Origin of the sequence: Kitasatospora sp. NPDC058115, assembly GCF_042884635.1 — a bacterium.
Lineage (GTDB): Bacteria > Actinomycetota > Actinomycetes > Streptomycetales > Streptomycetaceae > Kitasatospora.
This window is the reverse complement of record NZ_JBHVTL010000001.1, coordinates 343,669-360,998: the sequence shown is the minus strand read 5'-3', so window position 1 is coordinate 360,998 and position 17,330 is coordinate 343,669. Positions and strand designations below refer to the sequence as shown.

Sequence of the window (17,330 nt, the reverse complement as noted above, 5' to 3'; positions counted from 1 at the left end):
GTGTGTCGACCGGGACGGCGGACACGGGCAGGCCGGGCGCGCCGGCGTACGCAGGGCAGCGGGGGCCGGGGCCGGGGCCGGGCGGCGGATCCGCCGGGGTGTTCTGGCGCTACTGGACCGCCTCGACGGTCAGCCGGATCGGGGACCAGGTGAACGCGGTGGCCCTGCCGCTGGTCGCGGTGGTCACCCTGCACGCCTCGGCGATCGACGTCGGCCTGATCACCGGCGCCGGCTACGCCGCCTGGCTGCTGATCGGACTGCCCGCCGGCGTCCTGGTCCAGCGGCTGCCGCCGCGCGGCACCCAGGTGGCGATGGACCTGCTGCGCGGCGCCGCCGTCGCCTCGGTCCCGGCGGCCGCCGCCCTCGGTGTGCTGGGACTGCCCCAGCTCATGGCGGTGGCGCTGCTGGTGGGCCTCGCGGGCGTCGTCTTCGACGTGGGCATCTCCACCGTCCTGCCCTCGATCGTCCTCACGGAGGAGCTCACCGCCCGCAACAGCCTGCTCTCCGGCAGCTCCGCGGCGACCGAACTGGCCGGGCCCTCCCTCGGCGGCGTGCTGGTGCAACTCGTCGGCGGCGCCACGGCGATCCTGCTGGACGCGGTCAGCTACCTGGTCTCGGCGGCCCTGCTGTTCAGCGTGCGGCCGGCCGGACCGCCGCTCACCGCGCGGACGGCCGGCGCCGGGATGCGCGCGCAGATCCGCGAGGGCCGGCGGTACGTCACCCGGCACCCGGTGCTCCGGCCGGTCGCCACCCACGCCGCCGCGGTGAACGCCGTCAGCGGCGGGCTGATGACGCTCACCCCGCTCTTCCTGGTCCGCACCCTCGACGCCCCGGCCGCCGCCGTCGGCGCCCTGGTGGCCACCGGCGGCCTCGGCAGCCTGATCGGCGCCGCCCTCACCCCGCGCCTGGTCGCCCGGCTGGGCGGCGGGCGCGCCCTGTGCCGGGCGGCGACGACCGCGGCCGTCTTCGCCTTCCTGCTCCCGGCGGCCGGCGCCGGCTGGGGCACGCTGGTCTTCGCGGTCGGCAACGCGGGGTTCTCCGCCGGGGTCGTCGTCACGAGCATCGTGGCCCGCACCCACCGCCAGACCCGCACCCCGCCCGAGCTGCTGCCCCGGGTGGCGGCCACCGTCCGCTTCGTCTCCTGGGGCGCGATACCGCTCGGCGCGCTCGCCGCCGGCGCCGCCGCCTCGGCCTGGGGCCCGCGCACCGGGCTGCTGCTGTTCGCGCTCGGCGGCGTGGCCGGCCCGGTGATCCTGCTGACGAGCCCGGTCCGCCGGATGCGCGAGCTGCTCTGAGCCCGCGCGGGACCGGAGCTACCGCCCCGGCGGCAGCTCCAGCTCGAACCAGACCACCTTCCCCTCCGGCGTGCGCCGGCTGCCCCAGCGGTGGGCGAGCTCGTTCACCAGGTGGATGCCGCGCCCGCCCTCGTCCTCCTCGTCGGCGCGCCGGATCCGCGGCGTGGCGGAATCCCGGTCCGCCACCTCCACGGTGAGCGTGCGGTTGCAGAACAGCCGCAGCTGGGTGGGCGATCCCGCGTGCACCAGGGCGTTGGTGATCAGCTCGCTGGTGAGCAGCTCGGCCCAGTCGGCGAGGGCCCCCAGCCCCCACTCGGTGAGCGTCTCCCGGGTGAAGCGCCGCGAGTGGGCCACCATCGCGTGGTCGTCGCCGAGCGGCAGGGTCGCGATCCGGTCCGAACCGGCCGGCCGGGCCTGCGCCATGATGACGGCGATGTCGTCCTCGCTGGTGCGCCCGGTGAGTTCGGCGAGCACGGCGTCGCAGGTCTGCTCCAGCGAGCCGCGCCGGCCGGCGACGGTGCGGCACAGCAACTGCAGCCCCTCGTCGAGGTCACGGCCGCGCCGCTCGACCAGGCCGTCGGTGTACATGGTCAGGATGCCCTCCTCGGGGAGGGTGAACTCGACGCTCTCGAACGACACCCCGCCGACCCCGAGCGGCGCGCCGGGCGGCAGCTCGACCAGCTCGGCGTGGCCCTCGGTGTCGGCCACCACCGGCGGCAGATGGCCCGCGCAGGCCGCGGTGCACCGCCGGTCGACCGGGTCGTACACCACGCACACGCAGGTCGCGAACTGGTCCTCGCCGAGCGCCGTGGTGGCCTCGTCCAGCCGCTGCAGCACCCGGTCCGGGGCGATCTCCAGGGTGATCAACGTCCGGGCGACGGTCCGCAGTTGGCCCATCGTCGCGGCGGCCCTGATGCCGTGGCCCATCACGTCGCCGACCACCAGCGCGACCCGCCCGGAGGAGAGCGGCACGACGTCGAACCAGTCGCCGCCGACCTCGCTGACCACACTGCTCGGCAGGTACCGGTAGGCGAGCTCCAGCCCCAGGGTGCGGTGGATCTCCTGCGGCAGCAGGCTGCGCTGCAGGGTGAGCGCGGTCTCCCGCTCCCGCCGGTAGAGCCGGCCGTTGTCGATCGCCAGCGCGGTGCGGGCGACCAGCTCCTCGGCCAGCGCGCGGTCCGCCGGGCCGAACGGCAGCGGGTTGCGGGTGCGGATGAACTCCGCGCCGCCCAGCACCAGTCCGCGCGCCAGCAGCGGCACCATCAGGTACGAGTGCACCCCGGCGTCCAGGCTCGGCTGCACCCGGTCCGGCGCGGCCACGATCCGGCGCAGCGCCGCCTCGTTCACCTCCGAGACCAGGATCGACCGCCCGGTGCGCAGGCTCTGCGCGTACACCGGCGCCGACTGCGAGGTCTCCCCGATCCCGTCGGCCGCGTCGGCCATCACGCCGTGGTCGTCCAGGTCGCCGACGGCCACCGCCCGCATCAGCACCGAGCCGTCGGGCGGCACCGGCGCCGGGTCCTCGCCGTCGAGCACCGCCTCGCGCAGGTCGACGGTCACGAAGTCGGCGAACCGGGGGATCACCACCTCCACCAACTCCCGGGCGGTGCGGTACAGATCGAGCGTGGTGCCGATCCGCCCGGACGCCTCGTTGAGCAGCGACAGCCGCTGCTGCGCGGCCCGCGCCTCGTCGAGCGCCCGCTGCCGGGCGGCCGCCGCGTCCCGCTCCCGGGTGAACAGCAGCGCGTTGTCGATCGACACGGCCGCCCGCACCGCCAACTCCCCGGCCAGCGCCAGATCGTCGTCCTCGTACGGGTGCTCGGAGACGGTCCGGTAGAACGCGGCCACCCCGACCGGCGAGCCGCGGGCGATCAGCGGCACCACCATGAACGAGCGGACCTGCTGCTCGTGCACCGCCGCCGCGCGCACCGGATCGTCCCGGAACCAGGCCAGCCCGGCGGCGTCCATCCGCGGCACCAGCACCGGGGAGCGGTGGGTGAGCGACCAGGCGTAGGGGGAGGAGGCGGTGAAACGGTGCACCCCGCCGGTCCGGTCGATCGGGCGCAGGGTCGACTCCCGGGCCGCGTGGAAGGCCATCCGCCGCAGCAGCGCCGAACCGTCGGCCGACGGGCGGGCCTCGGGCTCGCCGCGCACCAGGTCGTCCAGCACCTCGACGACCACCGTGTCGGCCAGCCGGGGCGAGGCCACCTCGGCCAGCTCCTGGGCGGTCTGGGCGAGGTCGAGCGTGGTGCCGATCCGGGTGGAGGCGGTGTTCACCAGCGCCAGGCGCTCCTGCGCGGCCTTCGCCTCGCGCAGCGCCTGCTGGCGGGACAGCACCGTCTGGTGCTGGCGCAGGTACAGCCGGGCGTTGTCGATGGCCACCGCCGCCCGGGAGGCCAGCTCGTCACCGAGCGTGATGTCCGCCTCCGCGAAGGACTCCCGCTCCCCGCGCCGGGAGTAGACGATCATGCCCAGGGTGGTGCCGCGCGCCACCAGCGGGGTGATCCGCACCGAGCGCGGCCGGTCGCCCTGGTACGCCTGGCGGCGGCTTTCGGTGATCGCCCCGCTCAGCGGTGGCAGCTCCCAGGACGGCACCACCACCGTGCGCCCGGTGGCCAGCGCCCGCGCGTACGGCGAGTCGGGCGCCAGCTCGTAGACCTCGTCCACCGGCAGCGCCTCCGCCGGATAGAGCGGGTCGGAGGTGGCCAGCGCCAGCCGGCGCACCTGCTGCGGGGCGGCGGGGTCCGGCGGCTCGACGCTGCGGCCGGCGGCGAGCGCCTCCAGGGCGAAGACCCCGCTGATGTCGGCGACCTCGGGCACCATCGCGTCGGCCAGCTCCCGGGCGGTCTGGCGCAGGTCCAGCGTGGTGCCGATGGAGGCGGTGGCCTCCGCCAGCAGGGCGAGGCGCTCCTGCGCGCGGGCGGCCCTGGTCTCGGCCTGGAAACGCTCGGTGACGTCGACGACCGTCGAACTCACCCCGAGTATCCGCCCGCCCTGGTCTTCCAGCCGGAAGTACGAGGCCGACCAGGCGTGGTCGTGCGTCGGGTCGCCCGGCGTGCGGCCGTGCGAACGGACGTCCACCACCGGCTCGCCGGTCTCCAGCACCCGGCGCATCACGCTCTCGCTCTCGGCGCCGTTGATGCCGGGCAGCAGCTCGGTCAGCCGGTGCCCGAGGTGCTCCTCCACCGACAGGCCGTTGATCCTCGCCAGCGCCTCGTTGAGCCGCACGAAGGCGAGCCGGGTGTCGTACACGCTCATGCCGACCGGGGCCTGGGTGAAGAACCCGTCCAGCACGGCCAGGTCCGCCTGGATCCGGCGCAGCGTCGTCACGTCCGACGCCACCGCCAGCACCAGCGGGCTGCCGCCCGGTCCGGTGATCGGATGGGTGCGGAACTCCAGGTTGACGTGGTGCCCGTCGCGGTGGCGCACCGGGAAGACGCCCGACCAGCCGCGGCCGTCCAGGATCCCCTGGAACAGCTCCAGCACCTCGGGCCGCCGCTCGTCGGGGGCCAGCAACTGCGCGGCCCGCTCGCCGATCGCCTCCTCGGCGGAGTAGCCGAGCAGCGCCTCGGCATCGCTGCTCCAGTGCAGGATCCGGCCGTCCGCCTCGATCAGCGCGGTGGCGATCGGCACCATCAGCAGGGCCTCCGGACCATCGGGTCGCCCGGGCCCGGCGCCCTCGCGCCGCTCATGCCGTCTGTTCACCATGCTCGGTCACCATGGCCGGAACCGCCCGGAGATCGTCGCCGCCAGCCCTGCCATCTTCCCACGCGCCCCACCACCCCCGCTCGCCGCACACCACGGCGAACGGCAGTCTCCGGGTTCAGCCAAGAGGCAATGCCTGACCGGAGATCTCGTCGATCAGCGACCGTGAGGCCAGGGGATTGCCCAGATGGGCGCTGACGAGTGCGGAACCGGCGGAATCCTCCGGGCACTGGTAGGTCGGCCCTTTGAATTCCCTGCGGTGCAGAACCACCGTGACGCGGTCGGCGCTTTCATGCGCCTCAAGCTCGGGGCGCTGTTCACATCTCCACTCGACGGCCAGGCTGATCGTCCTCCCGTCCTCGCTGACGGAGACCTGGCCTGCCGCGCTGGCATCGTAGCTGCGCCATTTCGAGGGCAACCACCACGTCTCCAGCGAAACCTCGGTTGCGACGACGACCAGCACGGCCACGATGATGAGGCCGGCGCGCCTCGATAAGCGTGGCCACCGCCTTGGGTGCGTCACTCGGTCTCCTCGTGGGTGCAGTCGTGCCATGGCGGCGGCAAGACTACCGGTTCGGGCAGGCAGGTCAAGCTTCGCCCGGAGTGTGTGAATTATTCTCCCTCGCCACATTTCGCCTGAATGGAAAGATGTGGCCTGCCGGTTTTCGTGCCAATGATTTCGAATTCAGGTGTCCGTCCAGTAGATCCCCGAGTGTGGGGATTTCGTGGCTAAAATCATGGATGCAGACCCTGCGTTCCCCGGCTAGAGTGCCGATGTCGCGGCGCGCCCGCGCCGGGGCGGTTCCTGGAAATAGTGGGGGTTCAGTGAACTTCAGGCGCATGGGAAAGAGGGGGAGGATCGGCCTCGCCGCAGCTCTCGTGTTGTCGATCTCGGTTGTGATGCCCGCCGTGGCGGCGTCCACGGAGTCGACGGTGAGCGGCGAGGGGAAAAGGCCGGTAGCAGGCAATGCGGCGGATGATTCTCGCATTGTTGAGACCATGAAAAAGCAGGAAGTCCTCGACGCAGTCGTAGACCGTATGACGGGCGGGCTGTCGGAGGTCGAGAGGGACCGCATACCCGGCTTCACGGATGTGGAGGTCGATCCGGCAGGGAACCGCATCCGCCTCCACTGGAAGGGGGAAGTGTCGTCGACGGCCCGCGAAATTATGGGCAGCCTTCCGGCCGGAGTGACGGTCGAAGTGCTGCCTGCAAAGTACTCCAAGGCGGAACTGCACGAAGCCCGGGAAAGGCTCCTGCGTGACGGGAAGCCGCAGCCACTTGCTTCGGAGGTCACTCGGGCGAAAACTCGAATTACGCACATCGCGCCGGCCGTCGACGGGAGCGGTCTGGAAATCGGCTATGACGAGGAGAAGCCTCGAAGTCGGCCCGCCAGCCTGACCCAGTCCGGGGAGCCCTCGGTCGACGATGCGACCAGGACGAGGAAGACCGGCGAGGTCAAGGCCATCACGAGCAGCCTCGCCGGCGTCGAGACCGACGTGGTCTATGCGCCGATCGCCATTGATGCCACGCGCGGCGAAGACTACTCTCCCTGGTGGGGAGGAAGTGGCCTGCGGACGCCTGGTGGAACCATTTGTTCCAGCGGTTTCGGCGTCACTCGAAGCGACGGGACGCCGCTCCTCACGACCGCTTACCACTGTGGTGACGGAATTTACCACAACTGGTACGACGGGGCGTTCGTCGGGTCAACCTCCCAGGCGGACATGCTCGACATCCTGGACGTCTCTGGAATTAACACCGGAAACGCCGTGGGGAACGCCATCTATGAGGGTCCCTGGAATGATTCGACGGGTACCGGAAAGTACGTTTCCGGCTGGGGACACAACAACGTCGGTGACTATGTCTGTCAGTCCGCTGCGAACTCGGGTACGCATTGCGGGATTAAGATCACCCGGACCGATTTCTCCTACACCGGCCCCAATGGTGTCTGGCGCAAGGTGGCCGACTACGCGATTCAGACCAATGCGAACGACATAGCTGCTGTCAACGGTGACAGCGGGGGTCCGGTCTACACTGTCGATAGCGCAGGAAAGGCAGTGGCGCGGGGAACCATCTCTTCGCTGGACAGTACGGTCAACTGCAATGGTCGAACCACCTCGGACGGTGGAAGTCGTACCCCGTGGTGCTTCAGCGCCATGATGTACGTGCCGATCTATCAAATTCTGCATGACAAGGGCTGGACGATCAATACGGGCTGATGGGCGCTGACTTGTCACAGCGGTAGCCCGCAGACCGCCTCGACCGCGCGGCCTGTGTGCAGCGCAACGCCGTCGACACCCCCCACCGATCCACTCTCGATTGCGGGCACTCTCACCGGGGGCCACTCGGTGATCCACAGGAATCGGCCTACCCATGGGCGTGGGTGGTCTGGAGGGTGCGCAGGAGGTGGACGGCGGGGGTGTCGACGGGGCGGCGGGTGTTGGCCAGGACGATGGCGCCGACCTGCTTGTCCGGGTCGAAGGCGGTGAAGGAGCGGTAGCCGCCGGTGCCGCCGTTGTGCCAGATCTGGAGGTGGCCGCCCTGGCGGGTGTGGAGGCGGTGGCCCAGCCAGCCGAGGTGCATCCAGGCGACGGGGTTGACCCGGTGGCGCACCTCGCGGGTCAGGGCGATGGCGGGGCCGAGGGGCGGCGCCTCGTCGGTGCCGGTGGCCAGCTGGGCCCGCAGGAGGACGGCGAGGTCGGCGGCGGTGGACTTGAGTGCGCCCGCTCCCGCGAGTCCGGCGAGGTTCCAGCCCGGGACCGGGCGCCCGCCCGCGGTGTGGCCCGGGGCGAGCCGGGCCGTCTGTCCGGCGTCGGGGGCGAGCACCGTGTCGGTGAGCCCGAGCGGCTCGCAGACCTCCCGGCGGACCAGGTCGCCGTAGTCCAGGCCCGCCCGGTGCGCGAGGGCGAGGCCGAGGAGGCCGGCGCCGAGGTTGGAGTAGCGGAAGCTGCGGCCGGGCGCGGTCCGCACCTTGGTGCGGGCGAGGCTCGCGAGCAGCCACTCGGGGGTGCAGTGCGCGTACGGGTCGGGCTTGTTGGGGGTGAGCAGGGAGGACAGCAGCATGCCGGCGGGCAGCCGCGGCAGGCCGGAGGTGTGGGTCGCCAGGTGCCGCAGGGTGATGGGCTCCGGGCCCCGGGTGGGGACGGTGACGCCGGGCGGGAGCGCGTCGGCCAGGAGGTCCGCGAGCGGCTCGTCCAGGGTGACGGTGCCCGCCAGGGTCAGCCGGGCGAGCGCGAGCGAGGTGAAGACCTTGGTCACCGAACCGATCTCGAACAGCGTGTCCGGGCCGGGCCGCCCGCCGGCCGGGCCCGGGCCGGTGCGTCCGGCGCCGCGGATCTCCGTCGCGCCGCGGGCGAGACCGGCGACCACCACGCCGACCTGGGGGCCGGCGAGGCGGTCGGCGGTCTGCTGGACGAGGCTGCCAAGATCGTTCATGGCCCCGAGCCTAGGAGTGGCAGGACGGCGGCGGCGTCCACCGCGGCGACGATTTTCGCCGGCGCACCGCTCGTCCCCCGGAGGTACGGGGGACGAGCGGTGCCATGGTTGTCGCCCGCTCGCCGGTTGTGCGCACGCGCTAGCGATGTTGCCGCGTGCTAGCGGACGGGTGGTGCGGGGTCAGCAGCTCAGGTTGTTGCCCGGCACGGTGCCGAGCAGCTGGGTGAAGCGCTGGTAGGCGTTGATCCGGCTCTGCACCTGGGCGGGGTTGCCGCCGTTGCACTCCAGCGAGCCGTTGATGCTGCGGATGGTCTCGCCGAAGCCGTAGCCGTTGACGATCGCGTTGTGGGGGGTCATGGTGCCCGGCCCGTTCTGGGTGTTCCAGTACCAGAGCGCGGTCTTCCAGGCGACGGCCGGGTCGGTCTGCACCAGGTTGGGGTTGCGCAGCAGGTCGATGCCCAGGGCGTCGCCGGCCGCCTTGTAGTTGTAGTTCCAGCTCAGCTGGATCGGCCCGCGGCCGTAGTACGCGGCCTGCCCGGCCGGGCAGCCGTACGACTTCGAACTGTCACAGTAGTGGGGGTAGTTGGCGGTGTTCTGCTCGACGACGTAGACCAGCGCGCCGGTCTCGTGGTTGACGTTGGCCAGGAAGGCCGCGGCCTCCTGCTTGCGGACGGTGTCGGTGCCGGTGGCCGCGAAGGCGGGGTAGGCGCTGAGCGCGTCGATCAGGCCCTGGTAGGTGTAGAAGGGGTTCCGGTTCGGGAACATCTGGTCGAACTGGGCCTGGCTGACCGGGAATCCGCCCGGGTTCGGCGTGCTGGTCGACGTCGGGGTGACCGTCGGGGTGACGGTCGGGGTCGGCGTCGGGCCGGTGCCGCCGCAGTTGCCCTGGTCGGACCAGACGCCCGAGCCGCCGGTGCTCGGCGGCTCGTTCTGGGTCCACCACTTGGCGAGCCAGTTGTGGCCGTTGTAGGAGACGGCGGCACCGCCGGTGTAGACGGCCGAGGAGTTCCAGGGCGTGGCGCAGACGGCGGCGCTGGCGTTGGCCGCGGGAAGCAGCAGGACCACCGCCAGCGCCGTGGCGACGGCGGAGAGCAGTGCGAGCAGGCGTTTCGTGGACACTTGATCACCCCTTGTGCGGTGTGGGGCCGCACGGTCGTGGAGGCTGGGACGTCGGGGCAGGGGAGCCGGAGCCCCGCGTGGTGGGGGCACGTCGTGGGGGACGGGCCGACCGGGGTGCGGGCCGGTGCGGGGCTGACCCAGAACTCAAGCGGAGTGGTCTATACCTGTCAAGGGGTTTCGGGCAAATGACGCGCAGTGCAGAACGCCTGCGTGCGGAAGGGGCGCCGCGCCGGACGCGCTGTCATGACCAGGTCCCTCCATCTGGAAGGATGGCCGGGTGGACGAGACCCCCGACCCCGCCGCCCGGTCCGGCCCGGGCGCACCGATCCGCTCGGGCATCCCGGAGCACGGCCGGGTGCCCAAGTACTACGCCGTCAAGGGCGAGTTGGACGCGCTGCTCGACGAACTCGGCGAGGGCGGCGTGCTGCCGACCGAACGTGAGCTCGCGGCCCGCTTCGAGGTCGCCCGCGAGACGCTCCGCCAGGCCCTGCGCGATCTGCTGATCCAGGGCCGGATCCGCCGGCGCGGGCGCAGCACGGTGGTGGCCGGCCCCAAGCTGGAGCAGCCGCTCTCGCTCGCCAGCTACACCGAGGGCGTGCGACGCCAGGGCAGGGTCCCCGGGCGCACCCTGATCGGCCTGGAACGGCTCGGCGCCGATCCGCAGTTGGCCGGTCAGCTGCGGATCGCCCCGGGCGAGCCGGTCTGGCACCTGGAGCGGGTGCTGCTCGCGGACGGCGAGCGGGTGGGCCTGGAGAGCACCTACCTCGCGGTCGGCCGGGTCCCGGCGCTGGACGTCGAGTTCGACCCGGGCTCCTCGCTCTACGCCTATCTCGCCGAGAAGGCGGGCATCGGCTTCGGCGCCGCCGACGAGCGGATCGAGACGGTGCTGGCCACCCCGCGCGAGGCCCTGCTGATCGGCACCCCGCCGGCCCTGCCGATGCTGCTGCTGCACCGGCTGACCAGGGACACCGGCGGGCAGCCGGTGGAGCGGGTGCGCTCGCTCTACCGGGGGGACCGGTTCAGCTTCACCACCCGCCTCGAAGCGGACTGACGCCCGCGCCCCCACCTGCCTCAGGACCCCCGCGCCCCGGCCCCGCCCGGAGGCGCCATGATCACGGGAACATAACGGGTCTGGACCGAATTTGGGCGTTGTTCACACCCGGGTCGAAAGCCGGGCCACCCCCGTCCATCCGCCGCTCCGACCGTAGTCACCGCCCCCTTCCGCGCCATGACGCAGCATCAGGAGGACGACGTGACCCCGCAGACCCCCGCCGCCCCCGGCCTCTCCCGCCGAGGCCTGCTCCTCGGCACCGCCGCCGCGCTCGCCACCGCCCCGCTCACCGCCACCGCCGCCCGCGCGGCCACCGCCCCGGGCGCCGCCACCCCCACCGCCACCCCGGCCGCCGGCCGGACCCCGAAGGTCCTGCTGATCGGCCTCGACGGCACCATGCTCACCCGCATCAAGGACGCCGGCGCCCCCCACCTCACCGCCCTGATGGCCGGCGGCCTCACCGCGGCGAGCAGCCTCTACGCCAACCCGATGGCCGGCACCCTCTCCGGCCCCGGCTGGTCCACCGTCGCCACCGGCGTCTGGCCGGACAAGCACAACGTCAAGGACAACAACTTCACCGCGCCCAACCTCACCGCCTACCCGGACTTCCTGACCCGCGCCGAGACCGCCGACCCCGCGCTCTCCACCTACGTCGTCGCCTCCTGGGCACCGATCGCCGACACCATCTGCTCCGGCCGGGTCGACACCCGGATCGCCACCCCGTCCGCCGAGTACGACACCGGCACCACCGCCCGCGCGGTCGCCAAGCTGCGCGACGACAACCCCGACGTGGTCTTCGTCCACCTCGACAACGTCGACAACGCCGGACACAGCAGCGGCTCCGCCAGCCAGGCCTACCTGACCGCGATCCGCGGCGTGGACGCCCAGGTGGGCCAGATCGTCGCCGCCGTCCGCGGCCGGGCCGGCTACGCCCAGGAGGACTGGCTGATCCTGGTCACCGCCGACCACGGCCACACCCCGACCGGCGGCCACGGCGGCTCCACCTGGGAGGAGCGGCAGACCTTCGTGATCGCCAACGGCTCGGCGTTCCCGGCCGGTTCGGTCCGCCAGGACGTGCGCATGGTGGACATCGCGCCCACCGCCCTCGCCCACCTCGGCATCGCCGCCGACCCGGCCTGGAACCTCGACGGCACCCCGATCCCGGCCCTGGTCCCCGACGAGTTCGACGCGCTGCGCCCGCAGCTCACCGGCCGGGTGGACGAGACCGGCATCGCGGCCGGCGTCCTCGGCTTCACCCACACCCCGCCGGCCGGCTGGTCGGTCGACAACTCCGCGATGGGCACCGGCGGCGTCGCCGAGTGGCGGGGCTGGTCGTTCACCACCGACGAGTTCTGGACGAAGACCCAGCGCGACCAGAACCGCGAGCTGAACGTCCGCTCCCGCAACGTGTTCGCCGTCGCCGACTCCGACGAGTGGGCCGACAAGATCTTCTCGGGGACCTACGACTCCACCCTGGTCAGCCCCGAGTACCCGGTGGCCGGGCGCGGCACCGTGCCGGTCACCTTCACCACCTTCTACCGGCCGGAGGGCGCGCAGAGCGCCCGGGTGCTCGCCGTCTGGGACGGCGGCGCGCCGGTGGAGGTGAAGAGCTTCACCTCCGACACCAACGGCCGCCAGCGCCTCGACCTGGCCGTCCCGGCGGGCGCGAGCCGGCTGCGGCTGCGGTTCCGCTACACCGGCAGCAACAACTGGTACTGGGTGCTGGACAACGTCAAGGTCGGCTGACGCCCGGCCGTCGGCCCTCCGACGGGGCGAGCGCGGCCCGCAGCCGCTCGGCGACCAGCGCCGCGTCCGCCTCGTCGGGGTACGCCCGGCGCGGCCAGAAGAAGCCGCGCAGCCCGTCCTTGGGGTTGCGCGGCACCACGTGCACGTGCAGGTGCGGCACCGACTGGCTGATCCGGTTGTTCGCCGCGACGAAGCTGCCCGCCGCGCCCAGCCCCTGTTCCATCGCCGCCGCCACCCGTTGCACCCGCAGGAAGAACGGGCCCACCTGCGCGGCCGGGAGGTCCGCCAGGGTGCGGTGGTGGGCGCGCGGCACCACCAGGACGTGGCCCGGGAACAGCGGCCGGCGGTCCAGGAAGGCCACCGCCGCCTCGTCGTCCAGCACCCGGTGCGCGGGCTCCGTGCCCGCCACCACCGCACAGAAGACGCAGTCCATCCGTCCATTCAACCGGCCCGCCGCGGCCCCGGCATCCGCTCGGCGACGGACCGCCGGGAGGTCACCCGGGCGGACCCCGAGCGGGTGCGGCCCCCCGGGGCCGGGGCGCACCGTGCAGGTGGGGCGCGCGGCGCGTCCCGTCGACGAGGAGGTGGCCCGGATGGCGGGCAAGTTCGAGGTGTACGAGGACGCCGGGGGCAAGTACCGGTTCCGGCTCAAGGCGGGCAACGGTGAGATCGTCGCGACCGGCCAGGGGTACGCGAGCAAGGACGCCGCCCACAAGGGCGTCGAGGCCGTCCAGCGGGCGGCGGACGGCGCGAGCGTGGTGGACCTGAAGCCCAAGGCTGCGGCCTGAGCGCCGCGGACGGCGGCGGGGCCCCTCCCCGCCGCCGTCCGCGCGCCGCCCGCCGGTTGCCCGAAGGGCGGCCCGGGACGGCGCCGGGGGGCTACTCGTACCGGTACAGCAGCGACTCCCGCTCGTTGCGCTCGATCGCCTCGATCGTCAGCGACGGGTCCGCCAGGTGGGAGAGCGTGACCTCGGCCGAACTCGGCTGCTCGTCCGCGCCGAGCCAGTTCTCCGGCTTCCACGCCGAGGAGCGCAGGAACGCCTTCGGACAGTGCCCGAAGACCTCCTCGACGGCCACCACGATCGCGCTGCGCGGCGGCTTGCCGACCGCCGTCAGCTGCGCCAGCAGCCGCGGGTCCGTCGAGACGCAGGCCCGCCCGTTGACACGCAGCGTGCTGTCCCGGCCCGGGACGACGAAGACCAGCCCGATCCGGCCGGTCTCGACGACGTTGTGCAGCGTGTCCAGCCGCTTGTTCCCGGTGGCGTCCGGGATCGCCAGGGTGAACTCGTCGAGCACCGAGACCAGTCCGGGCGGCCCGCCGCGCGGCGACACGTCGCAGCGCCCGGCGGCGTCCGCGCTGGCCAGGAAGACCAGCGGGGAGCAGGCGATGAGTTGCCGGGCGACCTCGTGGACGCGGTCCACCTGCTTGCGGCGCACGACGTCACTGGGCTGCTCGTAGACGTCGCGCAGCCGCGCGGTGTCGTGGATCGCGCCCGCTTCGAGGGCGGCGAACAGGCCCGAGGGGCCCTGGGGTCCTGGAGTTGACGGAACGACGGTCTCCGGTGTGCTGGTCATACCGGCAAACGTAACGGGGCGCTCCGGGGCCGCACAGGGCGGGCGGTCCGGCTCAGACGGTCAGCGGAACGGCGTGCACCTCGTCGGCCGGATGCCCGCTGCGCTCGTGGATCCGCTGCACGGCCTCCTTCGAGGGCGCCTCGGAGAGGCAGTAGACGACGCCGGCCTCCGGGTCGGCCCAGGCCTGCTCGAACCGCACGCCCTCGTCGGCCTGGATGTCCAGGTCGGCCTGGTGGGCCATGCGCAGCTGCTCCTCGGTGATGCCGGACATCCCGTGGTGGACGTCCATGAACTTGGCCATCGCGCTCGCACCTCCCGGGACCGGGGCCCGCGCCCGGCCCGCTGTCCGCCCCCTCCCACCAGCTTGCGCCCCCGCGCACCCGCGCGCATTCCCGCCGCCGTCGTGAAACAGCCCACAGCCGGGGGATCTCCCTGCACCCGCTCCCGGCGTGGCACAATGACGGCAGCAGTAGCAGTGACGTTCAGCGCACTCCGGGGTCGGTGAAAATCCGAACCGGCGGTTACAGTCCGCGACCCGTCCGCAGCCAGCGGCCGGTTGACCAGGTGAAATTCCTGGACCGACGGTTAAAGTCCGGATGGGAGGCGTGCGCGGCGGACGAGTGAGCGGTACCCGTGGTCCCCCGGTGGACCGCGGGAGGTGGTACGGGTCGGCGGTCGAGGGTTCCCCTCCTCCGGCGTCCGGTGCGGCAGCGGCCCGACGACGGGTCCCGTGGCCGTCCGGCGAGCCCGTGCGGCCCCGCGCCCGTCCGCGTCGGTTTCCCGTTGCCACACCCCGGAGTCCGCGCCCCAAGCGCGAGGAGAACCCGGGTGTTCACCGGCATCATCGAAGAGCTCGGCGAGGTCGTGTCGATCGAGGAGATCGGCGACTCCTCGCGAATCCGCCTGCGCGGTCCGGTGGTCTGTCAGGACGCGCGCCACGGCGACTCCATCGCGGTCAACGGCGTCTGCCTGACCGTCGTCGACACCCCCTCCGAACTGGCCGCCGGAACCGGTGAGTTCACCGCCGACGTGATGGCCGAGACCCTCCACCGTTCCAGCCTGGGCGAGTTGAAGCCCGGCTCGCCGGTCAACCTGGAGCGCGCCATGGCGCTCGGCGCCCGGCTCGGCGGACACCTGGTGCAGGGTCATGTCGACGCCACCGGGCGGCTGTTGAGCCGCGAGCCGGGGGAGCGCGACGCCGCCGGGAACCTCCGCTGGGAGGTGCTGCGCTTCTCGCTGCCGCAGTCCGTCACCCGCTACCTGGTGGAGAAGGGCTCGATCACCGTCGACGGCGTCAGCCTCACCGTGGTCGAGGCCGCCCGCGACAGCTTCACCGTCAGCCTCATCCCGGCGACCCTCGCGCTGACCACGCTCGGCGCCAAGTCCCCCGGCGAGAGCGTCAACCTGGAGGTCGACGTCCTCGCCAAGTACGTGGAGCGGCTGCTGGAGTCCCGCACGCTGCCCCCGACGAACCCCGCCGGGGAGGACCGGTGAACTGGCTCAACACGGACGCCTTCACGGTGTTCGGCCAGCACGTGAAGTGGTCGGACATGATCGGCAACCTGTTCGGCATGGCCGGCCTCGCGCTCGGCTGGCGCCGGTCGGTCTGGAGCTGGCCGGTCCAACTGCTCTCCGGCCTGGTCCTGATCACCGCCTACCTGGCCGGCAACGTGCCCGGCATGGTCGGCAAGCAGCTGATCGTCGTCGCCACCGCCGCCTGGGGCTGGAACCAGTGGCGGCGCGGACGCCGGGGCGCCGACGGGATCGCCGTCCGCTTCGCCACCTGGCCCGAACGGGCCGCGCTCGCCGCCGGGACCGCGGCCGGCACCGCCCTGCTCGCCTGGGCCTTCCTGACCGTCCCCGCGCTCGGCTCCTGGAGCCCCTGGGCGGACGCCTACATCTTCGTCGGCACCCTGGCGGCCATGATCGCCCAGGCCCGCGGCTGGGTGGAGTTCTGGTTCGCCTGGATCGCCGTCGACATGGTCGGCGTGCCGCTCGCCTTCAACACCGGCTACACCTTCTCCGGCCTCACCTACTCCGTCTACTTCGTCCTGGTCCTGCTCGGGCTGCGCTCGTGGTGGCTGAACACCCGTGCGCCGCGCCCCACGTCCACCACCGTCCCGCAGGGAGCTACGGCATGACCGAGAACCAGCAGAGCGACGAGCTCGTCCTCGACCCGGTCGAGCGGGCCGTCGCCGACATCGCGCTCGGCCGCGCGGTGATCGTCGTCGACGACGAGGACCGCGAGAACGAGGGCGACATCGTCTTCGCGGCCAGTGCCGCGACCCCCGAACTGATGGCCTTCACCATCCGCTACAGCTCCGGCGTGATCTGCGCCCCGATGACCGGCGCCGAGCTGGACCGCCTCAAGCTCCCCCCGATGACCCAGGTCAACGAGGACCGCAAGGGCACCGCCTACACCGTCTCGGTGGACGCCCGCGAGGGCGTCGACACCGGCATCTCGGCCGCCGACCGGGCCCGCACCGTGCGCCTGCTCGCCTCGCCCGGCACCGGGCCGGGCGACCTCGCCCGCCCCGGGCACGTCTTCCCGCTGCGCGCCGTCGAGGGCGGCGTGCTGGTGCGCCCCGGCCACACCGAGGCCGCCGTCGACCTGGCCCGGCTCGCCGGACTCGCCCCGGCCGGCGCGATCGCCGAGGTGGTCAACGACGACGGCACCATGGCGCGGCTGCCCGAACTGGTCGCCTTCGCCCGCACCCACAACCTGGCGATCATCTCCATCGCCGACCTCATCGCCTACCGCCGCCGCACCGAACTCCACGTCGACCGGGCCGCCGTCACCGCGCTGCCCACCGCCCACGGCGAGTTCACCGCCGTCGGCTACCGCGGCACCCTCGACGGCGTCGAGCACATCGCGCTGGTCGCCGGCGGACTGGACGCCGAGGGCCGGCTGCCGGACGGCGAGGACGTGCTGGTCCGGGTCCACTCCGAGTGCCTGACCGGCGACGTGCTCGGCTCGCTGCGCTGCGACTGCGGCCCGCAGCTGCAGGCCTCGCTGCGCCGGGTCGCCGAGGCCGGCCGGGGCGTGGTGCTCTACCTGCGCGGCCACGAGGGCCGGGGCATCGGCCTGGCGCACAAGCTGCGCGCCTACGAGCTCCAGGAGCAGGGCCGCGACACCGTCGACGCCAACCTCGACCTCGGCCTGCCCGCCGACGCCCGCGACTACAGCATCGGCGCCCAGATGCTCTGCGACCTCGGCGTGCGCTCGCTCACCCTGCTGACCAACAACCCGCAGAAGCTCACCGCGCTCACCGAGCACGGGCTGAAGGTCAAGGGCCGCGAGCCGGTCGAGATCCCGGCGGGCGAGCACAACGCGCGCTACCTGCGCACCAAGCGCGACCGGATGGGTCACGACCTGCCCGGCCTCGGCGACTGAGCACGACCCGAA

General features: G+C 72.8%; 15 protein-coding genes and 1 riboswitch. Of the genes, 8 read left to right on the top strand and 7 right to left on the bottom strand.

The genetic code is table 11. The features are described 5' to 3' along the window. The first annotated feature begins 98 nt into the window (after nt 1-98). Entirely contained in the window at nt 99-1,295 is a 1,197-nt protein-coding gene (locus tag ACFVVL_RS01345; RefSeq protein WP_387670429.1) for an MFS transporter, read from the top strand. Nucleotides 1,296-1,313: 18 nt separating this feature from the next. Here the strand turns inward: ACFVVL_RS01345 and ACFVVL_RS01340 are convergent, their stop codons facing one another. Together ACFVVL_RS01340 and ACFVVL_RS01335 are read right to left on the bottom strand one after the other, a co-directional pair. Next, nucleotides 1,314-5,003 (bottom strand): SpoIIE family protein phosphatase, encoded by a 3,690-nt coding sequence (locus tag ACFVVL_RS01340; RefSeq protein ID WP_387670427.1) that lies wholly within the window; start codon nt 5,001-5,003, stop codon nt 1,314-1,316. A 115-nt stretch (nt 5,004-5,118) separates the two neighbouring features. Beyond that, nucleotides 5,119-5,463, bottom strand: coding sequence for a hypothetical protein (locus ACFVVL_RS01335; RefSeq protein WP_380287262.1), 345 nt, complete (start codon nt 5,461-5,463; stop codon nt 5,119-5,121). Between the two features lie 470 nt (nt 5,464-5,933). On the opposite strand from ACFVVL_RS01335, the gene ACFVVL_RS01330 reads away from it, so the two are divergent. Beyond that, nucleotides 5,934-7,217, top strand: a complete 1,284-nt coding sequence (locus ACFVVL_RS01330) for a S1 family peptidase (protein ID WP_387670425.1) — start codon at nt 5,934-5,936, stop codon at nt 7,215-7,217. A 148-nt stretch (nt 7,218-7,365) separates the two neighbouring features. On the opposite strand, the gene ACFVVL_RS01325 is transcribed toward ACFVVL_RS01330, so the two are convergent. Both ACFVVL_RS01325 and ACFVVL_RS01320 read right to left on the bottom strand, forming a co-directional pair. Next, nucleotides 7,366-8,433: a serine hydrolase domain-containing protein gene (locus ACFVVL_RS01325; protein ID WP_380287264.1), complete on the bottom strand. Its 1,068-nt coding sequence runs from the start codon at nt 8,431-8,433 to the stop codon at nt 7,366-7,368. Nucleotides 8,434-8,613: 180 nt separating this feature from the next. Next, a complete protein-coding gene (locus ACFVVL_RS01320) occupies nt 8,614-9,552 on the bottom strand; it encodes a glycoside hydrolase family 19 protein (protein WP_380287265.1) in 939 nt (312 codons plus the stop codon). Nucleotides 9,553-9,829: 277 nt separating this feature from the next. Between ACFVVL_RS01320 and ACFVVL_RS01315 the strand changes: the two genes are divergently transcribed. Together ACFVVL_RS01315 and ACFVVL_RS01310 are read left to right on the top strand one after the other, a co-directional pair. Then, entirely contained in the window at nt 9,830-10,603 is a 774-nt protein-coding gene (locus ACFVVL_RS01315; protein WP_380287266.1) for a GntR family transcriptional regulator, read from the top strand. A 177-nt stretch (nt 10,604-10,780) separates the two neighbouring features. Then, a complete protein-coding gene (locus ACFVVL_RS01310; RefSeq protein WP_387670422.1) occupies nt 10,781-12,349 on the top strand; it encodes an alkaline phosphatase family protein in 1,569 nt (522 codons plus the stop codon). On the opposite strand, the gene ACFVVL_RS01305 is transcribed toward ACFVVL_RS01310, so the two are convergent. After that, entirely contained in the window at nt 12,336-12,782 is a 447-nt protein-coding gene (locus ACFVVL_RS01305; RefSeq protein WP_380287268.1) for an HIT family protein, read from the bottom strand. The two genes, ACFVVL_RS01310 and ACFVVL_RS01305, sit on opposite strands and share 14 nt — an antisense overlap. Before the next feature lie 160 nt (nt 12,783-12,942). Between ACFVVL_RS01305 and ACFVVL_RS01300 the strand changes: the two genes are divergently transcribed. Beyond that, nucleotides 12,943-13,137 (top strand): YegP family protein, encoded by a 195-nt coding sequence (locus tag ACFVVL_RS01300; RefSeq protein ID WP_380287269.1) that lies wholly within the window; start codon nt 12,943-12,945, stop codon nt 13,135-13,137. A gap of 91 nt (nt 13,138-13,228) precedes the next feature. Here the strand turns inward: ACFVVL_RS01300 and ACFVVL_RS01295 are convergent, their stop codons facing one another. Beyond that, entirely contained in the window at nt 13,229-13,924 is a 696-nt protein-coding gene (locus ACFVVL_RS01295) for an MSMEG_1061 family FMN-dependent PPOX-type flavoprotein (RefSeq protein WP_380287270.1), read from the bottom strand. Nucleotides 13,925-13,976: 52 nt separating this feature from the next. Then, nucleotides 13,977-14,225 (bottom strand): SCO4226 family nickel-binding protein, encoded by a 249-nt coding sequence (locus ACFVVL_RS01290; protein ID WP_380287271.1) that lies wholly within the window; start codon nt 14,223-14,225, stop codon nt 13,977-13,979. A gap of 183 nt (nt 14,226-14,408) precedes the next feature. Further along, nucleotides 14,409-14,536, top strand: a riboswitch (FMN riboswitch). A gap of 216 nt (nt 14,537-14,752) precedes the next feature. Here ACFVVL_RS01290 and ACFVVL_RS01285 point away from each other — a divergent pair. Genes ACFVVL_RS01285 through ACFVVL_RS01275 form a run of 3 tightly spaced genes read left to right on the top strand, consistent with a single transcriptional unit; the run spans nt 14,753 to nt 17,318 of the window. Next, on the top strand, nt 14,753-15,418 hold the full coding sequence (locus ACFVVL_RS01285) for a riboflavin synthase (protein WP_387670419.1): 666 nt from the start codon (nt 14,753-14,755) through the stop codon (nt 15,416-15,418). A gap of 56 nt (nt 15,419-15,474) precedes the next feature. Next, nucleotides 15,475-16,065 carry a nicotinamide riboside transporter PnuC gene (locus tag ACFVVL_RS01280; protein ID WP_380287307.1) on the top strand — a complete coding sequence of 197 codons (591 nt, stop codon included), beginning with the start codon at nt 15,475-15,477 and terminating at the stop codon, nt 16,063-16,065. Then, nucleotides 16,062-17,318, top strand: coding sequence for a bifunctional 3,4-dihydroxy-2-butanone-4-phosphate synthase/GTP cyclohydrolase II (locus tag ACFVVL_RS01275; protein WP_380287273.1), 1,257 nt, complete (start codon nt 16,062-16,064; stop codon nt 17,316-17,318). Before ACFVVL_RS01280 ends, ACFVVL_RS01275 begins: the two co-directional genes overlap by 4 nt. The last annotated feature ends 12 nt before the right edge of the window (nt 17,319-17,330 follow it).

Coding starts and splice junctions, on each gene's coding strand:
- ACFVVL_RS01280 (WP_380287307.1), top strand. CDS start 15,475: ATGATCGGCAACCTGTTCGGCATGGCCGGCCTCGCGCTCGGCTGGCGC.
- ACFVVL_RS01325 (WP_380287264.1), bottom strand. CDS start 8,433: ATGAACGATCTTGGCAGCCTCGTCCAGCAGACCGCCGACCGCCTCGCC.
- ACFVVL_RS01310 (WP_387670422.1), top strand. CDS start 10,781: ATGACGCAGCATCAGGAGGACGACGTGACCCCGCAGACCCCCGCCGCC.
- ACFVVL_RS01305 (WP_380287268.1), bottom strand. CDS start 12,782: ATGGACTGCGTCTTCTGTGCGGTGGTGGCGGGCACGGAGCCCGCGCAC.
- ACFVVL_RS01275 (WP_380287273.1), top strand. CDS start 16,062: ATGACCGAGAACCAGCAGAGCGACGAGCTCGTCCTCGACCCGGTCGAG.
- ACFVVL_RS01340 (WP_387670427.1), bottom strand. CDS start 5,003: ATGGTGAACAGACGGCATGAGCGGCGCGAGGGCGCCGGGCCCGGGCGA.
- ACFVVL_RS01300 (WP_380287269.1), top strand. CDS start 12,943: ATGGCGGGCAAGTTCGAGGTGTACGAGGACGCCGGGGGCAAGTACCGG.
- ACFVVL_RS01290 (WP_380287271.1), bottom strand. CDS start 14,225: ATGGCCAAGTTCATGGACGTCCACCACGGGATGTCCGGCATCACCGAG.
- ACFVVL_RS01295 (WP_380287270.1), bottom strand. CDS start 13,924: ATGACCAGCACACCGGAGACCGTCGTTCCGTCAACTCCAGGACCCCAG.